This is a genomic window from Methylovulum miyakonense HT12 (assembly GCF_000384075.1).
In the GTDB taxonomy this organism is placed as follows: domain Bacteria; phylum Pseudomonadota; class Gammaproteobacteria; order Methylococcales; family Methylomonadaceae; genus Methylovulum; species Methylovulum miyakonense.
Genome location: NZ_KB913025.1, coordinates 4,238,051 through 4,256,416 on the forward strand (window position 1 = coordinate 4,238,051; position 18,366 = coordinate 4,256,416).

Genomic DNA, 18,366 nt, shown 5'->3' on the forward strand with positions numbered 1-18,366 from the left:
TGATAATTTCGTGATAGTTGCCGCCGATAATGGCTTCCGATCTTGCCGATCAGCGTCTTTTTTAATTTGGGAAAAGCTATGAAAACATCCGCTATTCAATTAACCGTACTGGCGCTTGGCCTTGCCGCCGCTAGTTCGGTGCTTGCTTCCGGCTCTTACAGTATCAGCGGCGGCGACCAAGCCAACCAAGCCTACAATTTGGGCAAGTCGGCGTTTTATCGCAAATTGGCGTGTTCCAGTTGCCCGCTGGCCAGTCAAGAGTTAGACGAGGCCAAAGCCACCGAATTAGTCGCACAACTGGCAAAAGCCAGTGAGTTGGCGCAGAAACTGTCAGAAACCGAGCGCGACGCGGCTGTCGTGTATCTGAAACGCCGCTATAAACTGGATTAACGGGGGAAAAGATCATGAGCAGACAAAGTATTTTCACGGTGCTGGCACTATTGACAGCGACCCAGGCCGCACAGGCCAACAGCAACCCCTGGTTGCCAGAACCCGGTGCCATCAATGGCTCAGTGTCTTATGTTTACCAAACTACCGACCGTTTTTTTATGGGCAACCAGCTGGTCAAACTGCCTGCCGATTTGTCCCAGCACACCGTAAATTTCTATGGCGAATATGGCTTAAGTGACAGTCTTGCCTTAGATGCCAGTTTGGGTTATTCGTCCACCGAATTTATTGGCACACCTGCGGACGGCCCGTCACCCTATGGCGCTAGCTTGGATGGTTTGACCGATACTAATTTAGGCGCGCGCTGGCGGGTTTTGGATGAATTGATCGACGCGCCGCTGACGGTCACGTTACGGGCGGGCGGGATTATCCGTGGCGATTATCAAGTCGGGGCGTTAAATGCCATTGGCGACGGCGCATCGGGCGGCGAATTTTCGGCCTTGATTGGACGGTTCTTCGAGAACGGCATTTCCTTGTCCAGCCAGATCAGTTACCGCACGTTGGAAGGCCAAGTGCCGGACAATTTTTTTGCCAGCCTGAAGGGTAATTATTCCATCAATGCCAAAACCAGTATCGGTGTCAACTACCAAGTGCAGGAATCCTTAAGCGGCATCGACATTGGCGCACCCGGTTTCACCTTTGCGCGGTTTCCCGGCGTGAAAGAGGATTATCAAATCGTGGGCGGCAACCTAAGCTACCAACTGACCCCGGCCACTTCAGTCACCGTGGTCTATGCCAAGGTCGTGGACGGGCGCAATACGTCCTACCATGATTTGGCGGGCATCAATCTGGGTTTCAGTTTTTAGGCGGATGAGCTATGTACCAGAATTTACATATCACCGCCATCATCCCGGCCTTGAACGAGGAATTGGCAATAGGCCAAGTCGTCGGTAACTTGTTTGCTTTGCAAGATTTCTCCGGTAGGCCCTTGGTGGATGCCGTCATTGTCGCTGACAACGGCAGCACCGATACTACCGCCGCCTTGGCGCAAGCCGCCGGAGCCAGCGTGGTGTTTGAGCCACGGCGTGGTTACGGTGCGGCGTGTTTGGCGGCTATAGACCAGATCACCGCCACCGATGTGGTGGTGTTTGTCGATGGCGATGGTTCGGTCAATGCCCAGCAAGTCGGTTATTTGCTGGCGCATATTGCCAATGGCGCCGATTTGGTCATTGGCTCGCGCACCTTAGGTTATATTCAGGCCGGGGCGATGACTTGGGCGCAACAAGTCGGCACGGCAGCGGTGGCAACGATCATTGGCCTACTTTGGTCGGCAAAAGTCAGCGATTTGGGGCCGTTCCGCGCCATCCGTGATCCCGCCTTACAAGCCTTAGGGATGCAGGACACCACTTATGGTTGGACGGTGGAAATGCAGGTCAAAGCCTTACAATTGGGTTTCACGGTTGTCGAAACGCCAGTGGATTGTCTGGTGCGGCTGGGCAAGTCTAAAATCAGCGGCACGGTGCGCGGCGTGTTCGGTGCGGCTATCAGTATGTTGGGTATGGTCATGCGTTTGCGGTGGCGGCAATGGCGGGGCTGTTTGTGGTGTGACGACCCGTCACTACCGTCTCATCGTTTGCCATGATGGCCGGACATCCGCCAAATTTAGAGGGATGGATGAATGCTAGCGCAGGATGGGGTTTGAAACCCCATCCTTAACGTTTTGAGCCAACTAAGCGTCACTAAAAACGTTAAGGAACGGGGTACAACCCCGTTCCAGCACTGTGAAAACCCTAAAACAACGACTACGCGTCCTTCAATAACGCGCAGTCGTTATCAACTGATATGGGATTAGCTAAGTAATCATTCAAGCGTTTTTTAACAATAGCGGTTGTTGCAATGCTTTGATGCAGGAGTCCAAAACAGGTTTTGGACTCCGACAAAAATGTTAAAGAATTTATGCACGACTACTTATATGTTGGGATTCCCTTACGTCATCCCAGCCTTGTGGGTGTCATAATGAGAATTGCTGAACTTGTCTCTTACCCCATCCCTTTACCACCTATCTACCCACTCACCGCACTGCCCATGAACCTACTAACATATTACGCCCACTGGCTGCATCTGCGTTGGCCGGCGGGCATACCGGAACCCTTGCCGGAAACCGGCCCTGCTGGTTTGACCGCCGTCAGCGGCATTCGTATTGCCGGCGATTTGCTGGGCATTCCTTTATTGAAATTCGCCGTCGATTCCGGCGCCAAGGCGGTGCAGGCCTTTATTGACGAACAGGCGTTTATGGAGCCATGCAAAAAACATCCCGACACCTATGATTTAGCGATCATCGGCGGCGGGGTTGCGGGTTTGTCGGCGGCCTTGGCGGCGCACAAGGCAGGCTTGAAGTTCGTCATTTACGAAGCTTCGGAACCGTTTGCCACCATCGCCAATTTCACCAACGGCAAACCGATTTATACCTATCCGAAAGCCTTCCAGCCCGCCGGCGACATCAAACTGACCGCCACCCGCAAGGAAGCCTTGCTGGCGGAGTTACAGCAACAAGCTGTCACCGCCAATATCCAATTCCAGTTACGGCGGGTCGACAGCATCGTGCGTGACGATAAACGCTTGGTTTTGCAATTCAACGACCAGCAAGGCAACGCTTACGCCAAACGGGTGCTGGTCTGCACCGGACGCAATGGCGAACACTCAACGCTAAACGTGCCGGGCGAAGGGTTGGCCAAAGTCCATAACCGTTTGTTTGACCCTAACGATTACCAAGGCCGCAAAGTGCTGGTGGTAGGCGGCGGCGATTCCGCCCTGGAAACCGCCATCAGCTTGTTTGAAGCGGGGGCGGTGGTGGCGCTGAGCTACCGTGGCAGCGAGTTTAGCCGCCCGAAACCGGACAATATCGCCAAAGCGCAAGCTTTATTGGGCGAGAACATACTATTTTCCAGCCAAGTCGTCAGCATCACCGAAGAGCAAGTGCAGCTACAGCAATCCGGCAAGATGATCGCCTTGGCTAACGACGCCGTATTCGTGATGATAGGCCGCAAAGCCCCTATCGACTTCCTCAAACGGCTGGGCATTCCGGTGCGCGGACAGTGGTCGGCGGGCAAATTCGCCAGCTTGGCTTTAGTGTTAATGCTGGTGGCGTTTTTATACAGCGGCAAATCCGGCAGCGGCAGCGTTTTCGATTGGCTGTTCGCGCACGGCCTGACCCCCGCCAACCTAGATTTTTCCGCTTGGCCCGATGACGTTCCGTGGCTACGCGCCCTGCAACCGACGTTGGCAACGACGGGGTTTTATTACGAGTTGGCCTATACGCTGGCGATTGGGCTATTTGGTCTGCGCCGCATCGCCCGCACCCCCACGCCTTATGTGCGGCGGCAAACTTTAACGCTGTTTGCGGTGCAGGCTATTCCGCTGTTTTTATTGCCGTTTGTGGTGCTGCCGATAGCCGGTGAATTCGGGGCGTTCGACAGCGGCGCGGCCGCTTGGCTGGCAGACCAATTGTTCCCGTACAGCGACCAAACCGGCAACCGCGAATATTGGCGTAGCGTCGGCTTCATCTTGGCCTGGCCCTTGTTCATCGCCAATGTGTTCACCGAGCAACCGAATTACACTTGGCTGGCGATTGGTTTTTTGCAAACTTTTGTGCTGTTGCCGTGGCTGGTCTACCGCTACGGCAAAGGCGTGTACTGCGGTTGGATTTGTTCCTGCGGCGCGTTGGCGGAAACTTTGGGCGACGCGCAGCGCACAAAAATGCCGCACGGCCCGGTTTGGAATAAGCTGAACCTGGCGGGCCAAGCGATTTTGGCGGTGGCCTTGCTGCTGTTGACCGTGCGGATTGCCGCTTGGGTTGGTACGGGTACAACGGTTGGCGAGAGTTTAGCGGCGGTATTTTTGCAGGCGGCTTACCAATTCGAGCTGTTCGGTATCCCGCTCAATTATGCCGAGGTGGTCGATTATTTCTTGGCGGGTATTTTAGGCTTAGGGCTGTATTTCCATTTCAGCGGGCGCACCTGGTGCCGTTTTTTCTGCCCGCTGGCGGCCTTGATGCACATTTACGCCCGCTTCAGCCAGTTCCGTATTTTTGCCGACAAGAACAAGTGCATCTCCTGCAACATCTGCACCACGGTTTGCCATCAAGGCATAGACGTAATGGCCTTCGCCAACAAAGGCAAGCCGATGGAAGACCCGCAATGCGTACGCTGTTCGGCCTGCGTCAGCGGCTGCCCAACCGGGACATTGACGTTCGGGCGCTTGCGTTCCGACGGCACGGTCATGCTGGACAAACTGCCCGCCTCGCCTGTGCAGATGCGTGAAGACTCGTGAGCGCATGTCTGCCGATGGCGTTCATCCTAGAAAAAGCATGGTGTCCACGAACAGCACGAAAGGCACGAAAGGCACGAAAGGCACGAAAGGCACGAAAAAGACCGACCTTACGTCGTTACCAAGCAAAAGCAACAGCTTCGAGAATGACAGGTAGCTGGAGCTTCCCATCCCGCATTCCCAAGCGATAGCATTGGGAATGCGCGTAACGTTTATTATGATGCCAATAAAACTCGCCACCCTCGGCCTGAGCTTATGCTATCTAGGCCTCATGGTTTTCTCACACAGCCCCTATAACAACCAATTGCCGATATTCTTATTGATAATGGCCGGTGCTTTTATCAGCTATGGCTGGGCGTATGCGTCCACTGCGCATGGCAAGCCGCCCACGGCGAAACAGGTGCTGCTGATGGCGGTTTTGTTCCGCGTCATCGGTTGTTTGGGTTTGCCCTTGTTTGAAGACGACTATTTCCGTTATTTATGGGACGGCTACCGTTTTGCCGTATCCGGCTCACCCTACGGTGTCGCCCCGGAAGCGTTTTTTACCGACCCCGACATCCCCACATCGTGGCAAGCCATTTTAGGGCAAATCAACCACCCCGACATCCCGACCATTTATGCGCCGACTTTCCAATACCTGTTTTTGGCGGCGCATTGGCTTGCCAGCGGGCAGGTGTGGGCGTTGCAAGCGTTGTTAAGTTTAGTTGATGTGTGGCTGATCCAGCATTTGCTGAAACTTGCCCCGCCCCGCCAGGTGTTGCTGTATGCCTGGAATCCATTAGTCATCAAGGAGATTGCCTTCACCGCCCACCCGGATGGTTTGCTGCCTGCGTTGCTGATGGCGGCATGGGTGGCAGGTCAACGAAAATACTTGATCCAAGCGGGCGTGCTGTTGGCGTTGGCGGCGGCAGCCAAGGCGGCGGCGTGGGTGGTGGTGCCGTTTTGGTTGGTGAACTGGCGATGGCGGGCTTGGCTGGCGTTTGCTCTGGGTTTTGTCGCCTTGTACGCGCCGTTCTGGTGGCAAGGGGCGACCGATGCGGCAGGGCTTAAAGCGTTTGCGGACGGTTTTGAATTCAACTCGGCCTTATATGGCCTGATGCGTTTGCTATTGCCACCCTTGCCGTCCAAACTGGTGTTGGGCGGATTGCTACTGGCGGCGGCTTTGGCGTATGGCTGGCGGTACTGGCGGCATGAAACCCACGCCCTGCCCCGCGCCGACCTGTTGCTGGGCGGTTTGTTGCTGGTCTCGCCAGTGCTTAACCCGTGGTATCTACTCTGGTTGTTGCCGTTCGCTTGTATACACCGCAATCCGGTGGCCTGGGCGGCATCGGCTATGCTGCTATTGGCGTATGCCACGGGCTTGAATTTGGACGACCCCAGCCTGACTCCGTATCAACACCCGGCATGGGCCAGACCTGTGGAATTTGGAGGGTTGGTGCTAGTTTGGCTGGGGTTTTACGGCAAGCGGTTTGTCAAACCACACATCACTTAGGCCAACCCGCCTTGGCAACTGGAACCTTGCCCCGCCGTGCAGCCGTAACAATGGTCGGCGACGCGGATGTCGTCGGTGATGGCCGCCCGACCCAGCAAATCCGCTACATGGGTGCGCCGCCCGCCCAGCGGCAAATCCAGCAATTGGTTGAAATCGCAATCGTAAACAAAACCTTGCCAATCCACGCTCAATAGACTCCGGCACATGACTTGAGCCAAATTGGCAGGCTGGTGCGCGTGTTTGAGCAAGGCCAGATAGCGGTCAAATTCTCCGCCCGCTTGTAACACCGCGCCGAAGCGTTGGATGGGCATGTTGGTGAGGGTGAACAAGCGGTTGAAGCGGATGCCGAATTCACTCTGTAGATACTGTTTGTAGGCTTGTTCCAACGCGGCTTGCGGCGGCGGCAATACTGCGCCTTGCGGGTTGTAGGCCAGATTCAGCACCAAGCCCGTGCCTTCTTGCCCGTAACCCAAGGCGTTAAGCTGGCGCAACGCAATCAAGGAATCTTGGAACACGCCTTTGCCGCGTTGGGCATCGACATTGGCTTCCAGGTAACAAGGCAAGGACGCGGTGATTTCCACCTGTTGCGCAGCCAAAAAGGCCACCGTGTCGTGTTGGCCTGCTAGCAGTAACACCGTCAAGTTACATCGGTTGATGATATGCAGGCCTTGTTGCCGCGCCGCCGTGACCAACCAGCGGAAATCCGGGTTCAGCTCCGGTGCGCCGCCAGTCAAATCCAAGGTGGTCGCGCCGACTTGGGCGGCAAGCTGCAAGGCCGTTTGCATGGTAGCCCGCGCCATCAATTCCGTGCGCTTGGGGCCGGCGTTGACGTGGCAATGTTGGCAACTCAAGTTGCACAAATAACCCAAATTCAATTGCAAGATGTCAGTTTTGCCACGTTTAAGGGCAGGGAAATCGCTATTAAGCAACAAGGCTTTACTGTCGCGCATGGTCGTTACCAAGATTGCGGTGAAGGAAAAGGCAAGCTTGCCAAAAAATCCAGCAATTGGCGTTGTTCGGGCGAGGCTTCTGGCAGTTCCCGCAAAGCTTGTTGCAAGCCAGGCAGATCGGTGGCTTCGTCAACATCGCCCAGCAGCGGCAAGTGTTTTATTTCGCCCAAGTGGTTGATGCGCTTAAGCAACTGGCTTCCCGTGTCGGCGCGGCTGTAGCTTACGTCTGTCCAAATCCGTTCATCAATGGCGCAGTTGCCGCCAACCAGCCAAAAACCGCCATCCGTACAGGGGCCGTATACCAAGCGTGGTTGGCTGCTGCCAGCCAGCCACGCCAGCCCTGCCGACAAAGTTGCCAAGGTCATTTGCGGGCTGTCCGCACCCACAAACATGACGCTGGCGTGGCGTTGCCGCAAATGCTGGTAAACCCGCGCCAAACGCTCGCCCAAACCGCACGCGCCTTGCGGGATGCACGGCAAGGCTTGCCAATGCGGATGGTTTAAGGCTTCGGTTTCGGCGACGGCAAAATAGCCTTGCGCGGCGGGTGACAGTTGGCTGAGCGTGGCGGCGACGGTATGCGCGGCCTGCAAATGGAATGCCTCCGCTGCCTGTTTGCCCACGGTTGCCGCCAAACGGGTTTTGACCGGCGACAAACCGGGGGTTTTGACGAATATCGCCACGGCGGTCATGGCGTTTGCCATCAGCAACAAGCCGCCACGGTGTTAGATGGCAAACCAGATAGATTGGGCGGTGAGCAATCAAACAGGCCAAAGTGGGTGGTTTTGTTGCCGATGAGCGTGAAATACGGGGAGTATCGGCTTAAGGCCAGCATGTCGGCGGTGTTGCCGCACACCCGTAACGGCTTGCCGGTTTCAAACAAGTGGTGGTCGTCCAACGCAAAAGCGTGGATATGGTTGGGTATCGCGCCATGATAAACAGCGATTTGTCCAAAATCTTCACAACGGTCTTCCAAGGGCAGCTTGAATGCCCTAACTGTCACTGAACGGAAGTTCACCATGCCGATTTTGTCAGCCACCTCGTCATCATCCAAAGTGATTGGCGTGGCGCTGACCACCCGCATATCAGGGCAGCCCAAGGCCTGCATCATGCGCCGGAAATCTTCCCAATACCACGCCCCTGCCAGGCATTCGCCGAGCAGCACCGGATCATGCCTGAGCGCGTCCGGGATGCGGCGGTCGGCATAGACATCGGAGAAATACAGCTCGCCGCCCGGTTTCAGCACCCGGAATATCTCCGCCAGCACCTTGGGTTTGTCCGCAGACAGGTTAATGACACAATTGGACACCACAACGTCGATGGAATTGTCGGCAATTCCTAAGGCCGCCAAATCTTCAATATGGCCTAAACGGAATTCGACATTGCCCTGGGCATAGCCGTAACGCTGTTGGTGCCAATCAAGATGGGCAGTGGCGACCACCAATTGCCCGGCGGTCATGTCCACGCCGATCACGCGGCCTTGCTCGCCGACCAAGCGTGACAACACATAACAATCGCGTCCTGAGCCGCAACCTAAATCCAGCACCGTACACCCTGTTAATGCGGGTGGCAGCGGGGAGCCGCAACCATAAAACCGCTCGCTGACTTCAGGATGCACATCCGCCAACAAGACCTGCAAATGCTTAGGCATGGCCGTTAAGGTGCAACAGGCACTGGTTTTTAAGTCCTCGCTGGATTGCAAGGTTTGTCCGTAGTAGGACTGAATGGCTTCGGTAGGGTTATGTTCGGTCATAAAAAGTCTTTGAAAAGTGGCGGAACGGATAAAGGGGCGGACGAAACTTTATTGTCGCCGGAAATTATCACAAATCCATCACAAAACCTTCAAATGCTTGTGATTTGCCGTGCTGATGGCTTACAAGTAAAGGAGGCGTTGCACACGCCTCCCCAGTTTGCGGCATAACCTATTGGTTCTGCCTCATGACGTTTTAAGCGGCATTAATATCAAAAAACGGAAAATCAATCTCGGTTTTTGCCGCGTTGTTGAAAAAATTGGTGAAGGTATTCATGGCCACATGCGCCAAAATTTCGATGATTTCCTGGTCGCTAAAGCCCTCCGCACGCACTGCTGCGAAGCTGTCGTCGGAGACATTGCCGCGTTTTTCCAGCAAGGCGCGGGCAAAAGTCAAGGCTGATTGGGTTTTTCTGTCCGCGGATTGGCCTTTGCTGTTGGCGACCAGTTCATCGCGCCCTACGCCCGCCTTGCCACCCAAAAAGACATGCGCCGACGCGCAATAATTGCAGCCGTTGTAGCCAGCTACAGTGACGGCCAATTGCTCCCGCAATTTGGCATCCAGCGTACCATTGCCCAGCGCGGTTATCATGCCTAAATACGCTTCCAACGCAGCGGGGGCATGGGCAAACGTGGTGAAAAGATTGGGCGTGGCGCCCATCATGTGCCGGACTTTGTCCAGCAATTCTTTAGCTTTGCCTTCAGGCTGGGTAACAGGATTAATACGTTGCATAACTTAGCTCCTTAAGTGTTTTGGTTAAAAAGTAAACCGATTTGTTTACCTGTAATAAGAGTAAACAAATCGGTTTACTTCGTCAAGCATTTTGTAAACTGATAGGTTTACTTTTTACTTGAACCTCGCCTTGTTACTATGCTATCGTTTTAATTTCTTAAGACAACCGCCCGCCATGCCCCCTGAAAAACACCGCCCGAAACGCCAACTGATTGTCGAAACCGCCTTCCGGCTATTCAAAAACAACGGTTTTTACGCCACCGGCGTAGACCTAATCATGCGCGAGGCTGGCATTTCCAAGCGTACCTTATACCAATACTTCCCCGGTAAAAATGATTTGGTGGTTGCAGTCTTGGCGCATTACCAAGCCCAATACCAACAACACATTGAAACGTTGTTGGATAGGCAAAACCGTTCGGCGCGGGAAAATATCCTGGCAATGTTCGAGAATGCAAAAAGCTGGTTCGGCGATGTCAATTTCCACGGCTGCTTGGCGGTGAATGCAATGGGCGAGTACGCAGGCAAAGATCAAGGTATTGAACAAGCGTGCCTACGCTTTAAGGAATGGGAGCTGGGCGTATTACGGGAATTGGCGTACGCCATTGATACCGTTAACGGCGAAGCCTTGGCTTACAAGCTGTTTGTGCTGCTGGAAGGGATGGCGGCGATTGCCCAAGTAATGAAAGGCGCATGCCCGATTGACGTGACGGCGATGGCGGCGGCACTGATGGATTAGGTGGGATTGCCGCTGCTGCCAGGACAGCCCTCGGCAATTTCCCGCCACGAATGGGCTCATTACAAAAGGTTGTAAATAGCTTAATCCGGCATTCGGGTCGGCAAACTAAAACTGAATGCCGTACCTCGCCCCAATTGGCTGTCCGCCGTGATGCCGCTGCCATGCAATTGCACAATGCGTTTGCAGATCAGCAAGCCCAAACCGCCGCCACCGTGTTTTTTGCTGGCGTTTTGCCGTAACGGCGAATGGCGGTCAAATAGCCCTGCCAGTTGTTGCGGGCTGATGCCTTCGCCGGTGTCGGCAATGCGGAGGCTGACGGTGTCGGGGCCGGGTTTGACGGTTACCGTAATGCTGCCATTGGCGGGCGTGTGGCGCAGCGCGTTATCCAGCAAGTTGGTCAACACCCGTTCGATCATGGCGATGTCGGCAAACACCGGCGTCAGTTCTTCCGGCCAAACTACGCTAATGTTCACCGCTTTGGTTTCGGCGGCGAGCTGGAATTTTTGCAGAACGTCTTGCGCCAATTCCTGGATAAAAAAAGTCTCGCAATTAGGAGAGGTGGCTTCGCATTCCAGCTTGGCGAGTTCAAACAATTCGCCCGCCAATAAGTTGACCCTGCGGCTTTGCCGCACCGCCACCGACAAATAGCGTTGCCGTTCTGCCAACGGCAAATCATCGGCCTTGCGCAACACGGTTTCCAAATAGCCTTGCAGCGACGTAAGCGGTGTCCGCAAGTCATGGGAAACATCGGCGATCATTTCACGGCGCAGCTCGTCTTGGTGTTTGATCAGCTGCATCTGGTTGCCGATGCGCTCCGCCATGCGCTCGAAGGTGCGCGACAAAACGCCGATCTCGTCGCCGCTGGCGGTGATTTTTGGGCAGACGTGCAAGCCGCCGACAAAATCCGCCTCCTCAAACGCCGCCACGGTGCAAGTCAACGCATCCAAACGCCGGGTAATCGCCGCAAACACACCCAAGCCCACCAACAGGGTCAACAGCAAAGCACCCATCCCTACCCATATCGCGCTCTGGAAAACATGGCCTTGCCAAACCTGATCCGCTTGTTGCTGGTAAGCGTCGCCCGTCAGGATGATGTACAAAAAACCCACCGGGATGCCGTCTTGCTGCAAGGCCGTCGCACTGAACACACTGGGCTGTTCTGGGATACGCGGATTGTCGCCGGACAGGGGCAAGGGCTGGTGTGCCAAAAAAGCCCGGATGGGTTCTAGCCGAACTTGCGTCAGTTGCACCCGTCCGGGTGGGGCTTGATGCGCCTTAATCACGCCGTCTTTATCCAACAAATACACCTCAATGCTGGGGTTGACCACCATCAGCATGTGGAACAGCTCGCCGATGGCGGCGGTGTCCAGATTATTGGCCTTCACTAAGGGCCAATGGTCGGCGATGTGCTTGGCGAGGTCTTGGCTGAGCCTTTGCACGATTTCTTGCTGGTGGCGTTTGGCGGCAAAAAAATCCAAAGCACCGCACAAGCCGCCAAATAACAGGATCAATACGGCAAAAGTCAAGGCGATGCGGCTGTACAGGGATTTCAATTTCATTAAACGGCATCCCCGCCGTCGGCAAATTTGTAACCCACGCCCCAAACAGTTTGGATGAATTGTGGTTTGGCGGCGTTGCGCTCGATTTTGCCACGCAAGCGGTTGATGTGGGAGTTGACCGTATGCTCATAGCCGTCATGCTGGTAGCCCCAGACTTGGTCAAGCAAGGCCAAACGCGTGAAAGCCTTGCCCGGATGGCGGGCAAAAAACAACAACAATTCAAATTCCTTGGCGGTCAAGGTCACGGCTTGCCCGGCCAATTTAACTTCGTGCTTGAGCGGATCAATCAGCAAATCTTGGTAGCTCAGCACCCCGGTTTTGACATGTAGACTATGTTCCAGGGCATTAATGCGCCGGAACAAAGCGCGGATGCGAGCCGCCAATTCCGACACCGAAAACGGCTTGCCCAAATAATCGTCCGCGCCCAGCTCCAAGCCCAACACCCGCTGGTTTTCTTGGGATTTCGCGCTAATCATGATAATCGGCAGATAATGGGGCATCAGCCGGACTTGCCGGCAAATTTCCAAGCCATCCAAACCGGGCAGCATCAAATCCAGCACCAGCAAATCATAGTGTTGCGATTTCAGTTTATGCAGGCCGCTTAAACCGTCGATAGCCAGCTCGACTAAAAAACCTTCATCACGCAAGTTAATGTCGAGCATATCGCCAATATCCGGGTCATCTTCAATAATCAGCAGTCGTTTCATAGTAAGGCCAAGGTAAAGTTTCCGGCATTATCACCAGCAAGCACAAGCTTGGCAATTCACTTTTTGGGGATGCTTTTGTGATAGTTTTGTGATTTTTCTACCATTTAGGATAGGTAATGGCAATTTTGGTGCGTTAGCATAAGCCAAATCACCCACTTTTTGGGTCAAATAGACGACTGACAATATCAAAGCAAACAACACCAATCGCCGCTCTTTCAGCTCGAACAGCCTGAAGCGGTTGGGATGGGATGTCCGGTACGGACTGAAGCCAGCGATCAATTCCTGCGTGAGCTTCATCCCTTCCTCCTTAAACTCGTACCTTAGTTCTTATTCTCCTACCGTAGGCCAAACCACCATCTGCATATCCGCGTCCCCGTGTTGGACAAGGTAAATATTGGGCGGGAAGCATTCACGGCAGTCTGGCTTGGCGCCCGCTTCTATCGCCGACAACCATTGCTTAAGCTCATTCATTTGCGACATGGCGGCCTCCGCTAATATCAGCCCGGCTAAGCGCGCCATTTCGGAAGACCAATGAAACGTTAAAATGGGCACCACTCCAAGGTCATAACCCTGGCCCGTCTTTCCGGCCTTATAATGGGTTACCGACACCAGCCCGCTTTCCGCCGCGGCCTGGGCCAACGCTTTGTAATGATCTATTTGTTGTTTACGTTCTGATAACGTGGCCGGCAACAACCCAAGCCAATCCGTACGCATTTCCATTATGGCGAGGTCGTAGGGGCAGTGGTAAGCCCAATAATTTTTGACCGTTCCGGGCTGAAAGCATCGCCAGCCGTCACTTGGATGCCTACCCCATGCACACTGGCATTGTTGATTGGGATGGCGGGATTTGAATAGGCAGATTGCCGTTGTTGCGGTGGCCTGAAATGCGCTTAGGCTACCGGCGACAAAATGGGAGAGCTTGTAGAGATAAAACAGCAAATTGGGAGGGAAACTTGCCAGGGCAATCGCGCTACCTCTATCCCTTGACGTAACAAGGGTAATAAAATAGGCGATTTGCAGAGAGAACAAGGATGCTGCCCAATCCACAGCCGTATTTCCAAGAAATTAAAGACCCCCGCCGCGAGACAAAAAACAAACTGCACCGGTTAAGCGACATCCTAATGATAGTGCTGTGCGCGGTGCTCAGTGGCATAGAAGACTGGGTGGGGATGGAGGAATTTGCCAAGGAAAAAGAGAGTTGGTTGCGTGGCTTCCTGGTATTGACCAATGGCATACCCTCCCATGACANCTTAAGCGATGTGTTGGGCCGGATCGACCCCGATGTGTTTCGGGAAGCGTTCATGCGTTGGGCCCAGGCCGCCTTGCCCAGCCTGTCGGGCGAACAAATCTGCCTGGACGGCAAGACGCTACGCGGCAGCCGTGCTGGCGACAGGGCCGTGCATTTGCTGAGCGCCTATGCGGCAAAGGCGCGTTGGGTGCTGGCGCAGCAGGCGGTGGGGGAGAAAACTAACGAGATTACCGCCATCCCCGACCTGTTGTCGATGCTGGACATTGAAGGCGCGGTGGTGTCGATTGATACCCTCTGGGGCACAAGTGCGATGGGCTGCCAAAAAGCCATTGCCGGACTCATTGTCGATGCCAAAGCGGATTATGTCCTGGCCCTGAAGGACAACCACAAAGACTTGTGCGACGATGTCAGTCTGTGGCTGGAGACGGAAGTGGCGGCAGGGCGGTTGCCCGTCCACGAAACCGTGGAGAAAGACCACGGACGCATCGAAATCCGCCGTTACTCATTAAGCAGCCAGATCGCCTGGCTCGAACAAAAGCCGGAATGGAAAGGCTTGACGGCGGTCGGCAGGGTCGAATCTACCCAGATCGCCGGGGACAAAACCTCGGTGGAATCCCGCTATTATTTGTGTTCTTTCGGCGGACTGGAACGTTTCGCCCAAGCCGTACGGCAGCACTGGCTTATTGAAAACAGGCAGCATTGGGTGCTGGACGTACAGTTTGGCGAAGACCGAAACCGGACGAGGACAAACCATGCGCCGGAAAACTTGGCTTTGGTCAGGCGGGCGGCGCTGAATTTATTGAACAATACTGCGCCCACTAAAGACAGCCTACGCAAACGTAAGCTCCGGGCTTGTTTGAGTGACCGCTACCGGGCAGAACTGATCTTCGGGAAAGGCGTTGAATAGCGCGATTGCCCTGGCTATGTCACCGTTAGTTGTTGAAAAAATTTTATGTTCGGCGCAAAGCCTTATTTAAGGCTATGTTTGCGTTAATAGTTGGAAAGGTACGCAACGCCCCACAGCGGCTTGCAGGATGACGCCGGGGGTGATTTGTTCGCCCCATCGCTCCAGTCCGCGCCGCCAGCCCAGATAGTTATCAAGGTATTTGGTGGCGACCCCATGGAACCGCCGCATCCAAGTTTTGAGGCGGCTGTCATACGCATTGACATTTTGGATGTGGTAAACCCCGGCCAGCACACGAATCCCCGCCGATAGGTTCAATGCACGATGCGCAATACCCGCCTGACGCGCCGCGCCTTTGAGACTTGCGCCGCCATCGGTGCATAGCACGGCGTCCGCTGCGACGACGCGGCCAATAATGGCGGCCTCTTCGGCTTGCGTGGCCGCCGTCAGTTTGAAGTCGGTGGTGGTACCATGACGGTCACGTAGCACCAATACCGGCACTTGACCGTCCCCCGTCCCGCGTTGATGGGCCGCATGGCCACGGCGGTGCGGCGGCCTTGGTAACTGTCGTGAGCCTTTGAATGACAACGGAAAATAGGTTTCGTCCGCTTCGACAATGCCGGTCAAGCCAGTCGCCTTCAGCCCGGCCACCTCGGTGAGAAAACGGTGCCGCCAGCGAAAGCTCGTGGTTTTAGCCACGCCACAACGCTCGGCGGCTTTACGGACGGTGAGCCCTTCAATCAAGGCTTGGCTATAATCGAACCAGCGCTCTTTATGCCGCAACCGCGCAAGCGGGGTGCCCGTTAAAGCATTAAAACATTTTCCGCAGTCCCGGCAGCGGAACCGCTGTAACCCCGATTGCCTGCCCCAGCGGCCCAGTCGCCCGCTCTGGCAATGCGGGCACGGGCGCAGGTGTCCGCTCTCCAATTCACTGACGATGGCTTCACGGGATTCCGCCGCATTCAGCTGGACGAGCACGGCTGTCCGTTGCTTTCGGGTGAGGCGGCCCACCCCTTCCAACCACTCGCAATAGGCTTTTGTCTTCATTGTTCCACCCCCTGTCCCAATGAGACCAGGGTGAGTACAAAAGTTCAGATTCAACTATTAACGCAAACATAGCCTTATTTAATGCGGATTGCGGCTTTCGCTGAAAGCCGCGTCATTTAAGGCTTCCACAATCAACGGTGACATAGCCATAAATTTAGGCTATGTCACCGTTGATTGTTGAAAATTCCCCAAGGCGGCATTGAGCAGCCATTGGGGTGTTGGGTTATGGTGCTGCTCAAAGACCCGCCGCCAGCCGAGATAGTGCGGCAAATAGTCGGTGGCGACACCATGAAAGCGGTCTAGCCACAGCTTGAAGCGGCTGTGGTAGGCATTGACGTTCTGTATGTGGTAAGCCCCTTTGACCCGCTGGTGTTGGCTAAGGTTGACGGCTTCGTGGCTGATGCCTTCCGTCCGGCAGAACGCGCTGTAGGTGGGGTTGCCGTCACTGACCAGCAGCGCGTCCGTGGCCAGCAGCCGCTTGAGGGCTTCCGACAAACGCGTCCTGGCCAGCTGGCCGTTGCCGGTGACGAAATCCAGGGTGTGGCCGGAGCGGTCACGCGCCACCAAGATGCAGACCTGTTCGTCGGAGATGCCGCGCTTCTGGGCGCTGCCCCCACGTTTCCTGGGCTGGCGGCTTAAGTTCCGCTTGCCCTTGTCCGATTCCAGGAGATAGGTTTCATCCGCTTCGGTGATGCCTTCGAGCGCACCGGGGTAGTCCAGGCTGATACCGTCCAGGAACCAGTGCCGCCACCGGAAACTGGTGTTACGGTGGACGCCCGCCTCGGCGGCGGACTCGCGCACCGTTTTCGACTCCGCCAACGCCGCCAAGTAACCCGGCCATTTGGGCTTATGGCGCAACCGCGCCAAGGGCGATCCCGTCAGGGCGTTGAAGGTTTTCCGGCAGCTTTGGCAACGGTAGCGCTGCAGGCCGCTGGCGAAGCCGTACCTCGACAGCAGGATACCCGCGCAATGCGGACAAGCCGGTTTCAGCTCAAAGCGGGTTTCAACCACTTCTATGACTTCGGGCAGGTCGGTTTGACGGTCAAGTGCGGCCTTGGCCACGTTTCGCTGATGGTGGCTAAGCCCGCACAGGCTTGACAGCAATTCCTTAAAGTCTTCGGCAATCATGGGCTTGTCCTCGTCAAATGGCAGTTAACTGATCAGACAGGGCTTTGGGGGGGGTGATTCCATAATTAACGGTGACATAGCCTAAATTTAAGCTATTGGCGCAATAATTCCTCCTAAATCTCCAAAAACACATCAACGATCATTAAGCCAACGATAAGCAATGACGAATAAGTTTTCCGGCACAAAACGACTGCCCTCCCCTTTAAGGACGGGCAGCCGTAGCCCTAGAACTTTTGCTCATGTACTTATGCTGTAGGCTTCAATCCGCTAAGAAAGCGACCACGCGTCTCAATTGCCACCCTTTCAGCGGAATCCAAGGGTTATCCGGTCTTATGTATCTATGCGCTTCCATTCAATTTTCTGTAGCCCTTCAATTAATGCCATATCACGCAGTTATTTAGGCCATATCACACATTCATTAGGTAGTGCCTGACCGTGAAGGACTTAGGGGAACGTTTTAGAAACTGGAGTAGGTTATATCACCTATTTTGGGGTGTATTTTTAAGAAAAGCCCTTGTTAAAGCTACGGTTCTTTTAGCTATTAAAGTTAAAGCCTTTGCTAGAAATTTCGTTATAGGCTGATCCAATACCCTGAAACATAAATCAAAGCACAATAATAACAATAGCTTGAATAATTACTTTAATAAATTACCCCATCGCTAATAATTGGCATGTGATATGCAGCATAGCTATTGAAACCGGCGACTTTGGTTTCAAGCACAAGAATTCATACGGTTTCTTGTTAATTGGTTTGGATAAGGAAGCATTGGTTGACTAACCTCTTTATTCAATCCGCACAACATAATTTTTATTGGAAATAACCATGTCAAAAATGAGCACCTTTACTATTAAAAAATTACCTTTGATTGCTGCCATTGTTTCGTTAGCGGCTCTTGCTTTACCCGCACAAGCGCATGAACTTAGAGGCTTGGGTAACAATTATTTCATCGGCGTAGGCTCACATGTCGAGCCAGCGATTGCTGGTCAACCGAATGGTATTGACTTCTTTGCGTGGCGCAATAGTGTACCGGGTGATTTTGATACGGCTGAATATTTGGACAAAGCCGCAGGTGACAAAGTTGAAATTACCGCGTTACCGATCAAATTGGCTACAGAAAACTTTAATGCCCCGATCATTCAATTTTTCCCTTTGTTGACCGGACTTAACCAAATTGATATTGAAGGCTCACCTGGTTACACCAAAACCTTCAACTACCCTACTGCGGGGGCTTATGGCTACATCGTGGTTGGTGAAATCAAAAAACAAGGCCATTCAACCAAGTATTTTGTTGAAAAATTCGTGTGTGGTGCTGGCAGCCAAGACACTACTTTTAGCACTTCGTTTGATTGCGTAACAAACTAATACCTCTCACGCAAAAGGGGTAGCAAATCATCTTGCTA

19 protein-coding genes are annotated in these 18,366 nt (G+C 54.2%); 9 read left to right on the forward strand and 10 right to left on the reverse strand.

Translation table 11 applies throughout. The features are described from left to right. The first annotated feature begins 78 nt into the window (after positions 1-78). From METMI_RS0120890 to METMI_RS0120915, 5 genes are all read left to right on the forward strand, one after another. Positions 79-390 carry a hypothetical protein gene (locus tag METMI_RS0120890; protein ID WP_019868247.1) on the forward strand — a complete coding sequence of 104 codons (312 nt, stop codon included), beginning with the start codon at positions 79-81 and terminating at the stop codon, positions 388-390. Between the two features lie 14 nt (positions 391-404). Next, positions 405-1,253 carry a transporter gene (locus METMI_RS0120895; RefSeq protein ID WP_019868248.1) on the forward strand — a complete coding sequence of 283 codons (849 nt, stop codon included), beginning with the start codon at positions 405-407 and terminating at the stop codon, positions 1,251-1,253. A gap of 11 nt (positions 1,254-1,264) precedes the next feature. Continuing rightward, positions 1,265-2,029, forward strand: a complete 765-nt coding sequence (locus METMI_RS0120900; RefSeq protein ID WP_019868249.1) for a glycosyltransferase family 2 protein — start codon at positions 1,265-1,267, stop codon at positions 2,027-2,029. A 443-nt stretch (positions 2,030-2,472) separates the two neighbouring features. Further along, the gene (locus tag METMI_RS0120905; RefSeq protein WP_019868250.1) at positions 2,473-4,716 is read left to right on the forward strand and encodes an NAD(P)-binding domain-containing protein; all 2,244 of its coding nucleotides are present in this window, start codon (positions 2,473-2,475) and stop codon (positions 4,714-4,716) included. 214 nt (positions 4,717-4,930) lie between these two features. Continuing rightward, positions 4,931-6,205, forward strand: coding sequence for a glycosyltransferase 87 family protein (locus METMI_RS0120915; RefSeq protein ID WP_198007952.1), 1,275 nt, complete (start codon positions 4,931-4,933; stop codon positions 6,203-6,205). Here the strand turns inward: METMI_RS0120915 and arsS are convergent. Genes arsS through METMI_RS0120930 form a run of 3 tightly spaced genes read right to left on the reverse strand, consistent with a single transcriptional unit; the run spans position 6,202 to position 8,905 of the window. Continuing rightward, positions 6,202-7,155 carry an arsenosugar biosynthesis radical SAM (seleno)protein ArsS gene (gene arsS / locus METMI_RS0120920; RefSeq protein ID WP_019868252.1) on the reverse strand — a complete coding sequence of 318 codons (954 nt, stop codon included), beginning with the start codon at positions 7,153-7,155 and terminating at the stop codon, positions 6,202-6,204. The genes METMI_RS0120915 and arsS overlap by 4 nt on opposite strands. A gap of 5 nt (positions 7,156-7,160) precedes the next feature. Continuing rightward, positions 7,161-7,856 carry a TIGR04282 family arsenosugar biosynthesis glycosyltransferase gene (locus METMI_RS24890; RefSeq protein WP_019868253.1) on the reverse strand — a complete coding sequence of 232 codons (696 nt, stop codon included), beginning with the start codon at positions 7,854-7,856 and terminating at the stop codon, positions 7,161-7,163. After that, the gene (locus METMI_RS0120930) at positions 7,856-8,905 is read right to left on the reverse strand and encodes a methyltransferase domain-containing protein (RefSeq protein WP_019868254.1); all 1,050 of its coding nucleotides are present in this window, start codon (positions 8,903-8,905) and stop codon (positions 7,856-7,858) included. The genes METMI_RS24890 and METMI_RS0120930 overlap by 1 nt, the downstream gene beginning before the upstream one ends. Here METMI_RS0120930 and METMI_RS0120935 point away from each other — a divergent pair. Then, a complete protein-coding gene (locus METMI_RS0120935) occupies positions 8,894-9,073 on the forward strand; it encodes a hypothetical protein (RefSeq protein WP_019868255.1) in 180 nt (59 codons plus the stop codon). The genes METMI_RS0120930 and METMI_RS0120935 overlap by 12 nt on opposite strands. 25 nt (positions 9,074-9,098) lie before the next feature. Here METMI_RS0120935 and METMI_RS0120940 read toward each other — a convergent pair whose 3' ends face one another. Continuing rightward, complete coding sequence (locus tag METMI_RS0120940; RefSeq protein WP_019868256.1) at positions 9,099-9,635, reverse strand: carboxymuconolactone decarboxylase family protein; 537 nt, start codon at positions 9,633-9,635, stop codon at positions 9,099-9,101. 175 nt (positions 9,636-9,810) lie between these two features. On the opposite strand from METMI_RS0120940, the gene METMI_RS0120945 reads away from it, so the two are divergent. Next, complete coding sequence (locus tag METMI_RS0120945; protein ID WP_019868257.1) at positions 9,811-10,371, forward strand: TetR/AcrR family transcriptional regulator; 561 nt, start codon at positions 9,811-9,813, stop codon at positions 10,369-10,371. Between the two features lie 80 nt (positions 10,372-10,451). Here the strand turns inward: METMI_RS0120945 and METMI_RS0120950 are convergent, their stop codons facing one another. From METMI_RS0120950 to METMI_RS27255, 4 genes are read right to left on the reverse strand one after another with little or no spacing between them, the layout of a single operon-like run. Beyond that, positions 10,452-11,930, reverse strand: a complete 1,479-nt coding sequence (locus METMI_RS0120950) for a HAMP domain-containing sensor histidine kinase (RefSeq protein ID WP_019868258.1) — start codon at positions 11,928-11,930, stop codon at positions 10,452-10,454. Beyond that, positions 11,930-12,637 carry a response regulator transcription factor gene (locus METMI_RS0120955; protein WP_019868259.1) on the reverse strand — a complete coding sequence of 236 codons (708 nt, stop codon included), beginning with the start codon at positions 12,635-12,637 and terminating at the stop codon, positions 11,930-11,932. Before METMI_RS0120955 ends, METMI_RS0120950 begins: the two co-directional genes overlap by 1 nt. Before the next feature lie 30 nt (positions 12,638-12,667). Further along, positions 12,668-12,934, reverse strand: a complete 267-nt coding sequence (locus tag METMI_RS0120960; protein WP_019868260.1) for a hypothetical protein — start codon at positions 12,932-12,934, stop codon at positions 12,668-12,670. 30 nt (positions 12,935-12,964) lie between these two features. Further along, the gene (locus METMI_RS27255) at positions 12,965-13,666 is read right to left on the reverse strand and encodes a hypothetical protein (protein WP_156829932.1); all 702 of its coding nucleotides are present in this window, start codon (positions 13,664-13,666) and stop codon (positions 12,965-12,967) included. A gap of 2 nt (positions 13,667-13,668) precedes the next feature. Between METMI_RS27255 and METMI_RS0120970 the strand changes: the two genes are divergently transcribed. After that, complete coding sequence (locus METMI_RS0120970) at positions 13,669-14,793, forward strand: ISAs1 family transposase (RefSeq protein WP_019868262.1); 1,125 nt, start codon at positions 13,669-13,671, stop codon at positions 14,791-14,793. Between the two features lie 72 nt (positions 14,794-14,865). Here METMI_RS0120970 and METMI_RS0120975 read toward each other — a convergent pair whose 3' ends face one another. Both METMI_RS0120975 and METMI_RS0120980 read right to left on the reverse strand, forming a co-directional pair. After that, positions 14,866-15,837 carry an IS1595 family transposase gene (locus tag METMI_RS0120975; RefSeq protein WP_019868263.1) on the reverse strand — a complete coding sequence of 324 codons (972 nt, stop codon included), beginning with the start codon at positions 15,835-15,837 and terminating at the stop codon, positions 14,866-14,868. A gap of 159 nt (positions 15,838-15,996) precedes the next feature. Beyond that, positions 15,997-16,965 (reverse strand): IS1595 family transposase, encoded by a 969-nt coding sequence (locus tag METMI_RS0120980; protein WP_019868264.1) that lies wholly within the window; start codon positions 16,963-16,965, stop codon positions 15,997-15,999. An 823-nt stretch (positions 16,966-17,788) separates the two neighbouring features. On the opposite strand from METMI_RS0120980, the gene METMI_RS0120985 reads away from it, so the two are divergent. Beyond that, positions 17,789-18,328, forward strand: a complete 540-nt coding sequence (locus METMI_RS0120985; protein WP_019868265.1) for a hypothetical protein — start codon at positions 17,789-17,791, stop codon at positions 18,326-18,328. Positions 18,329-18,366: the final 38 nt, after the last annotated feature.

Coding starts and splice junctions, on each gene's coding strand:
- METMI_RS0120890 (WP_019868247.1), top strand. CDS start 79: ATGAAAACATCCGCTATTCAATTAACCGTACTGGCGCTTGGCCTTGCC.
- METMI_RS0120895 (WP_019868248.1), top strand. CDS start 405: ATGAGCAGACAAAGTATTTTCACGGTGCTGGCACTATTGACAGCGACC.
- METMI_RS0120900 (WP_019868249.1), top strand. CDS start 1,265: ATGTACCAGAATTTACATATCACCGCCATCATCCCGGCCTTGAACGAG.
- METMI_RS0120905 (WP_019868250.1), top strand. CDS start 2,473: ATGAACCTACTAACATATTACGCCCACTGGCTGCATCTGCGTTGGCCG.
- METMI_RS0120915 (WP_198007952.1), top strand. CDS start 4,931: ATGATGCCAATAAAACTCGCCACCCTCGGCCTGAGCTTATGCTATCTA.
- arsS (WP_019868252.1), bottom strand. CDS start 7,155: ATGCGCGACAGTAAAGCCTTGTTGCTTAATAGCGATTTCCCTGCCCTT.
- METMI_RS24890 (WP_019868253.1), bottom strand. CDS start 7,856: ATGGCAAACGCCATGACCGCCGTGGCGATATTCGTCAAAACCCCCGGT.
- METMI_RS0120935 (WP_019868255.1), top strand. CDS start 8,894: ATGTTCGGTCATAAAAAGTCTTTGAAAAGTGGCGGAACGGATAAAGGG.
- METMI_RS0120930 (WP_019868254.1), bottom strand. CDS start 8,905: ATGACCGAACATAACCCTACCGAAGCCATTCAGTCCTACTACGGACAA.
- METMI_RS0120940 (WP_019868256.1), bottom strand. CDS start 9,635: ATGCAACGTATTAATCCTGTTACCCAGCCTGAAGGCAAAGCTAAAGAA.
- METMI_RS0120945 (WP_019868257.1), top strand. CDS start 9,811: ATGCCCCCTGAAAAACACCGCCCGAAACGCCAACTGATTGTCGAAACC.
- METMI_RS0120950 (WP_019868258.1), bottom strand. CDS start 11,930: ATGAAATTGAAATCCCTGTACAGCCGCATCGCCTTGACTTTTGCCGTA.
- METMI_RS0120955 (WP_019868259.1), bottom strand. CDS start 12,637: ATGAAACGACTGCTGATTATTGAAGATGACCCGGATATTGGCGATATG.
- METMI_RS0120960 (WP_019868260.1), bottom strand. CDS start 12,934: ATGAAGCTCACGCAGGAATTGATCGCTGGCTTCAGTCCGTACCGGACA.
- METMI_RS0120975 (WP_019868263.1), bottom strand. CDS start 15,837: ATGAAGACAAAAGCCTATTGCGAGTGGTTGGAAGGGGTGGGCCGCCTC.
- METMI_RS0120980 (WP_019868264.1), bottom strand. CDS start 16,965: ATGATTGCCGAAGACTTTAAGGAATTGCTGTCAAGCCTGTGCGGGCTT.
- METMI_RS0120985 (WP_019868265.1), top strand. CDS start 17,789: ATGTCAAAAATGAGCACCTTTACTATTAAAAAATTACCTTTGATTGCT.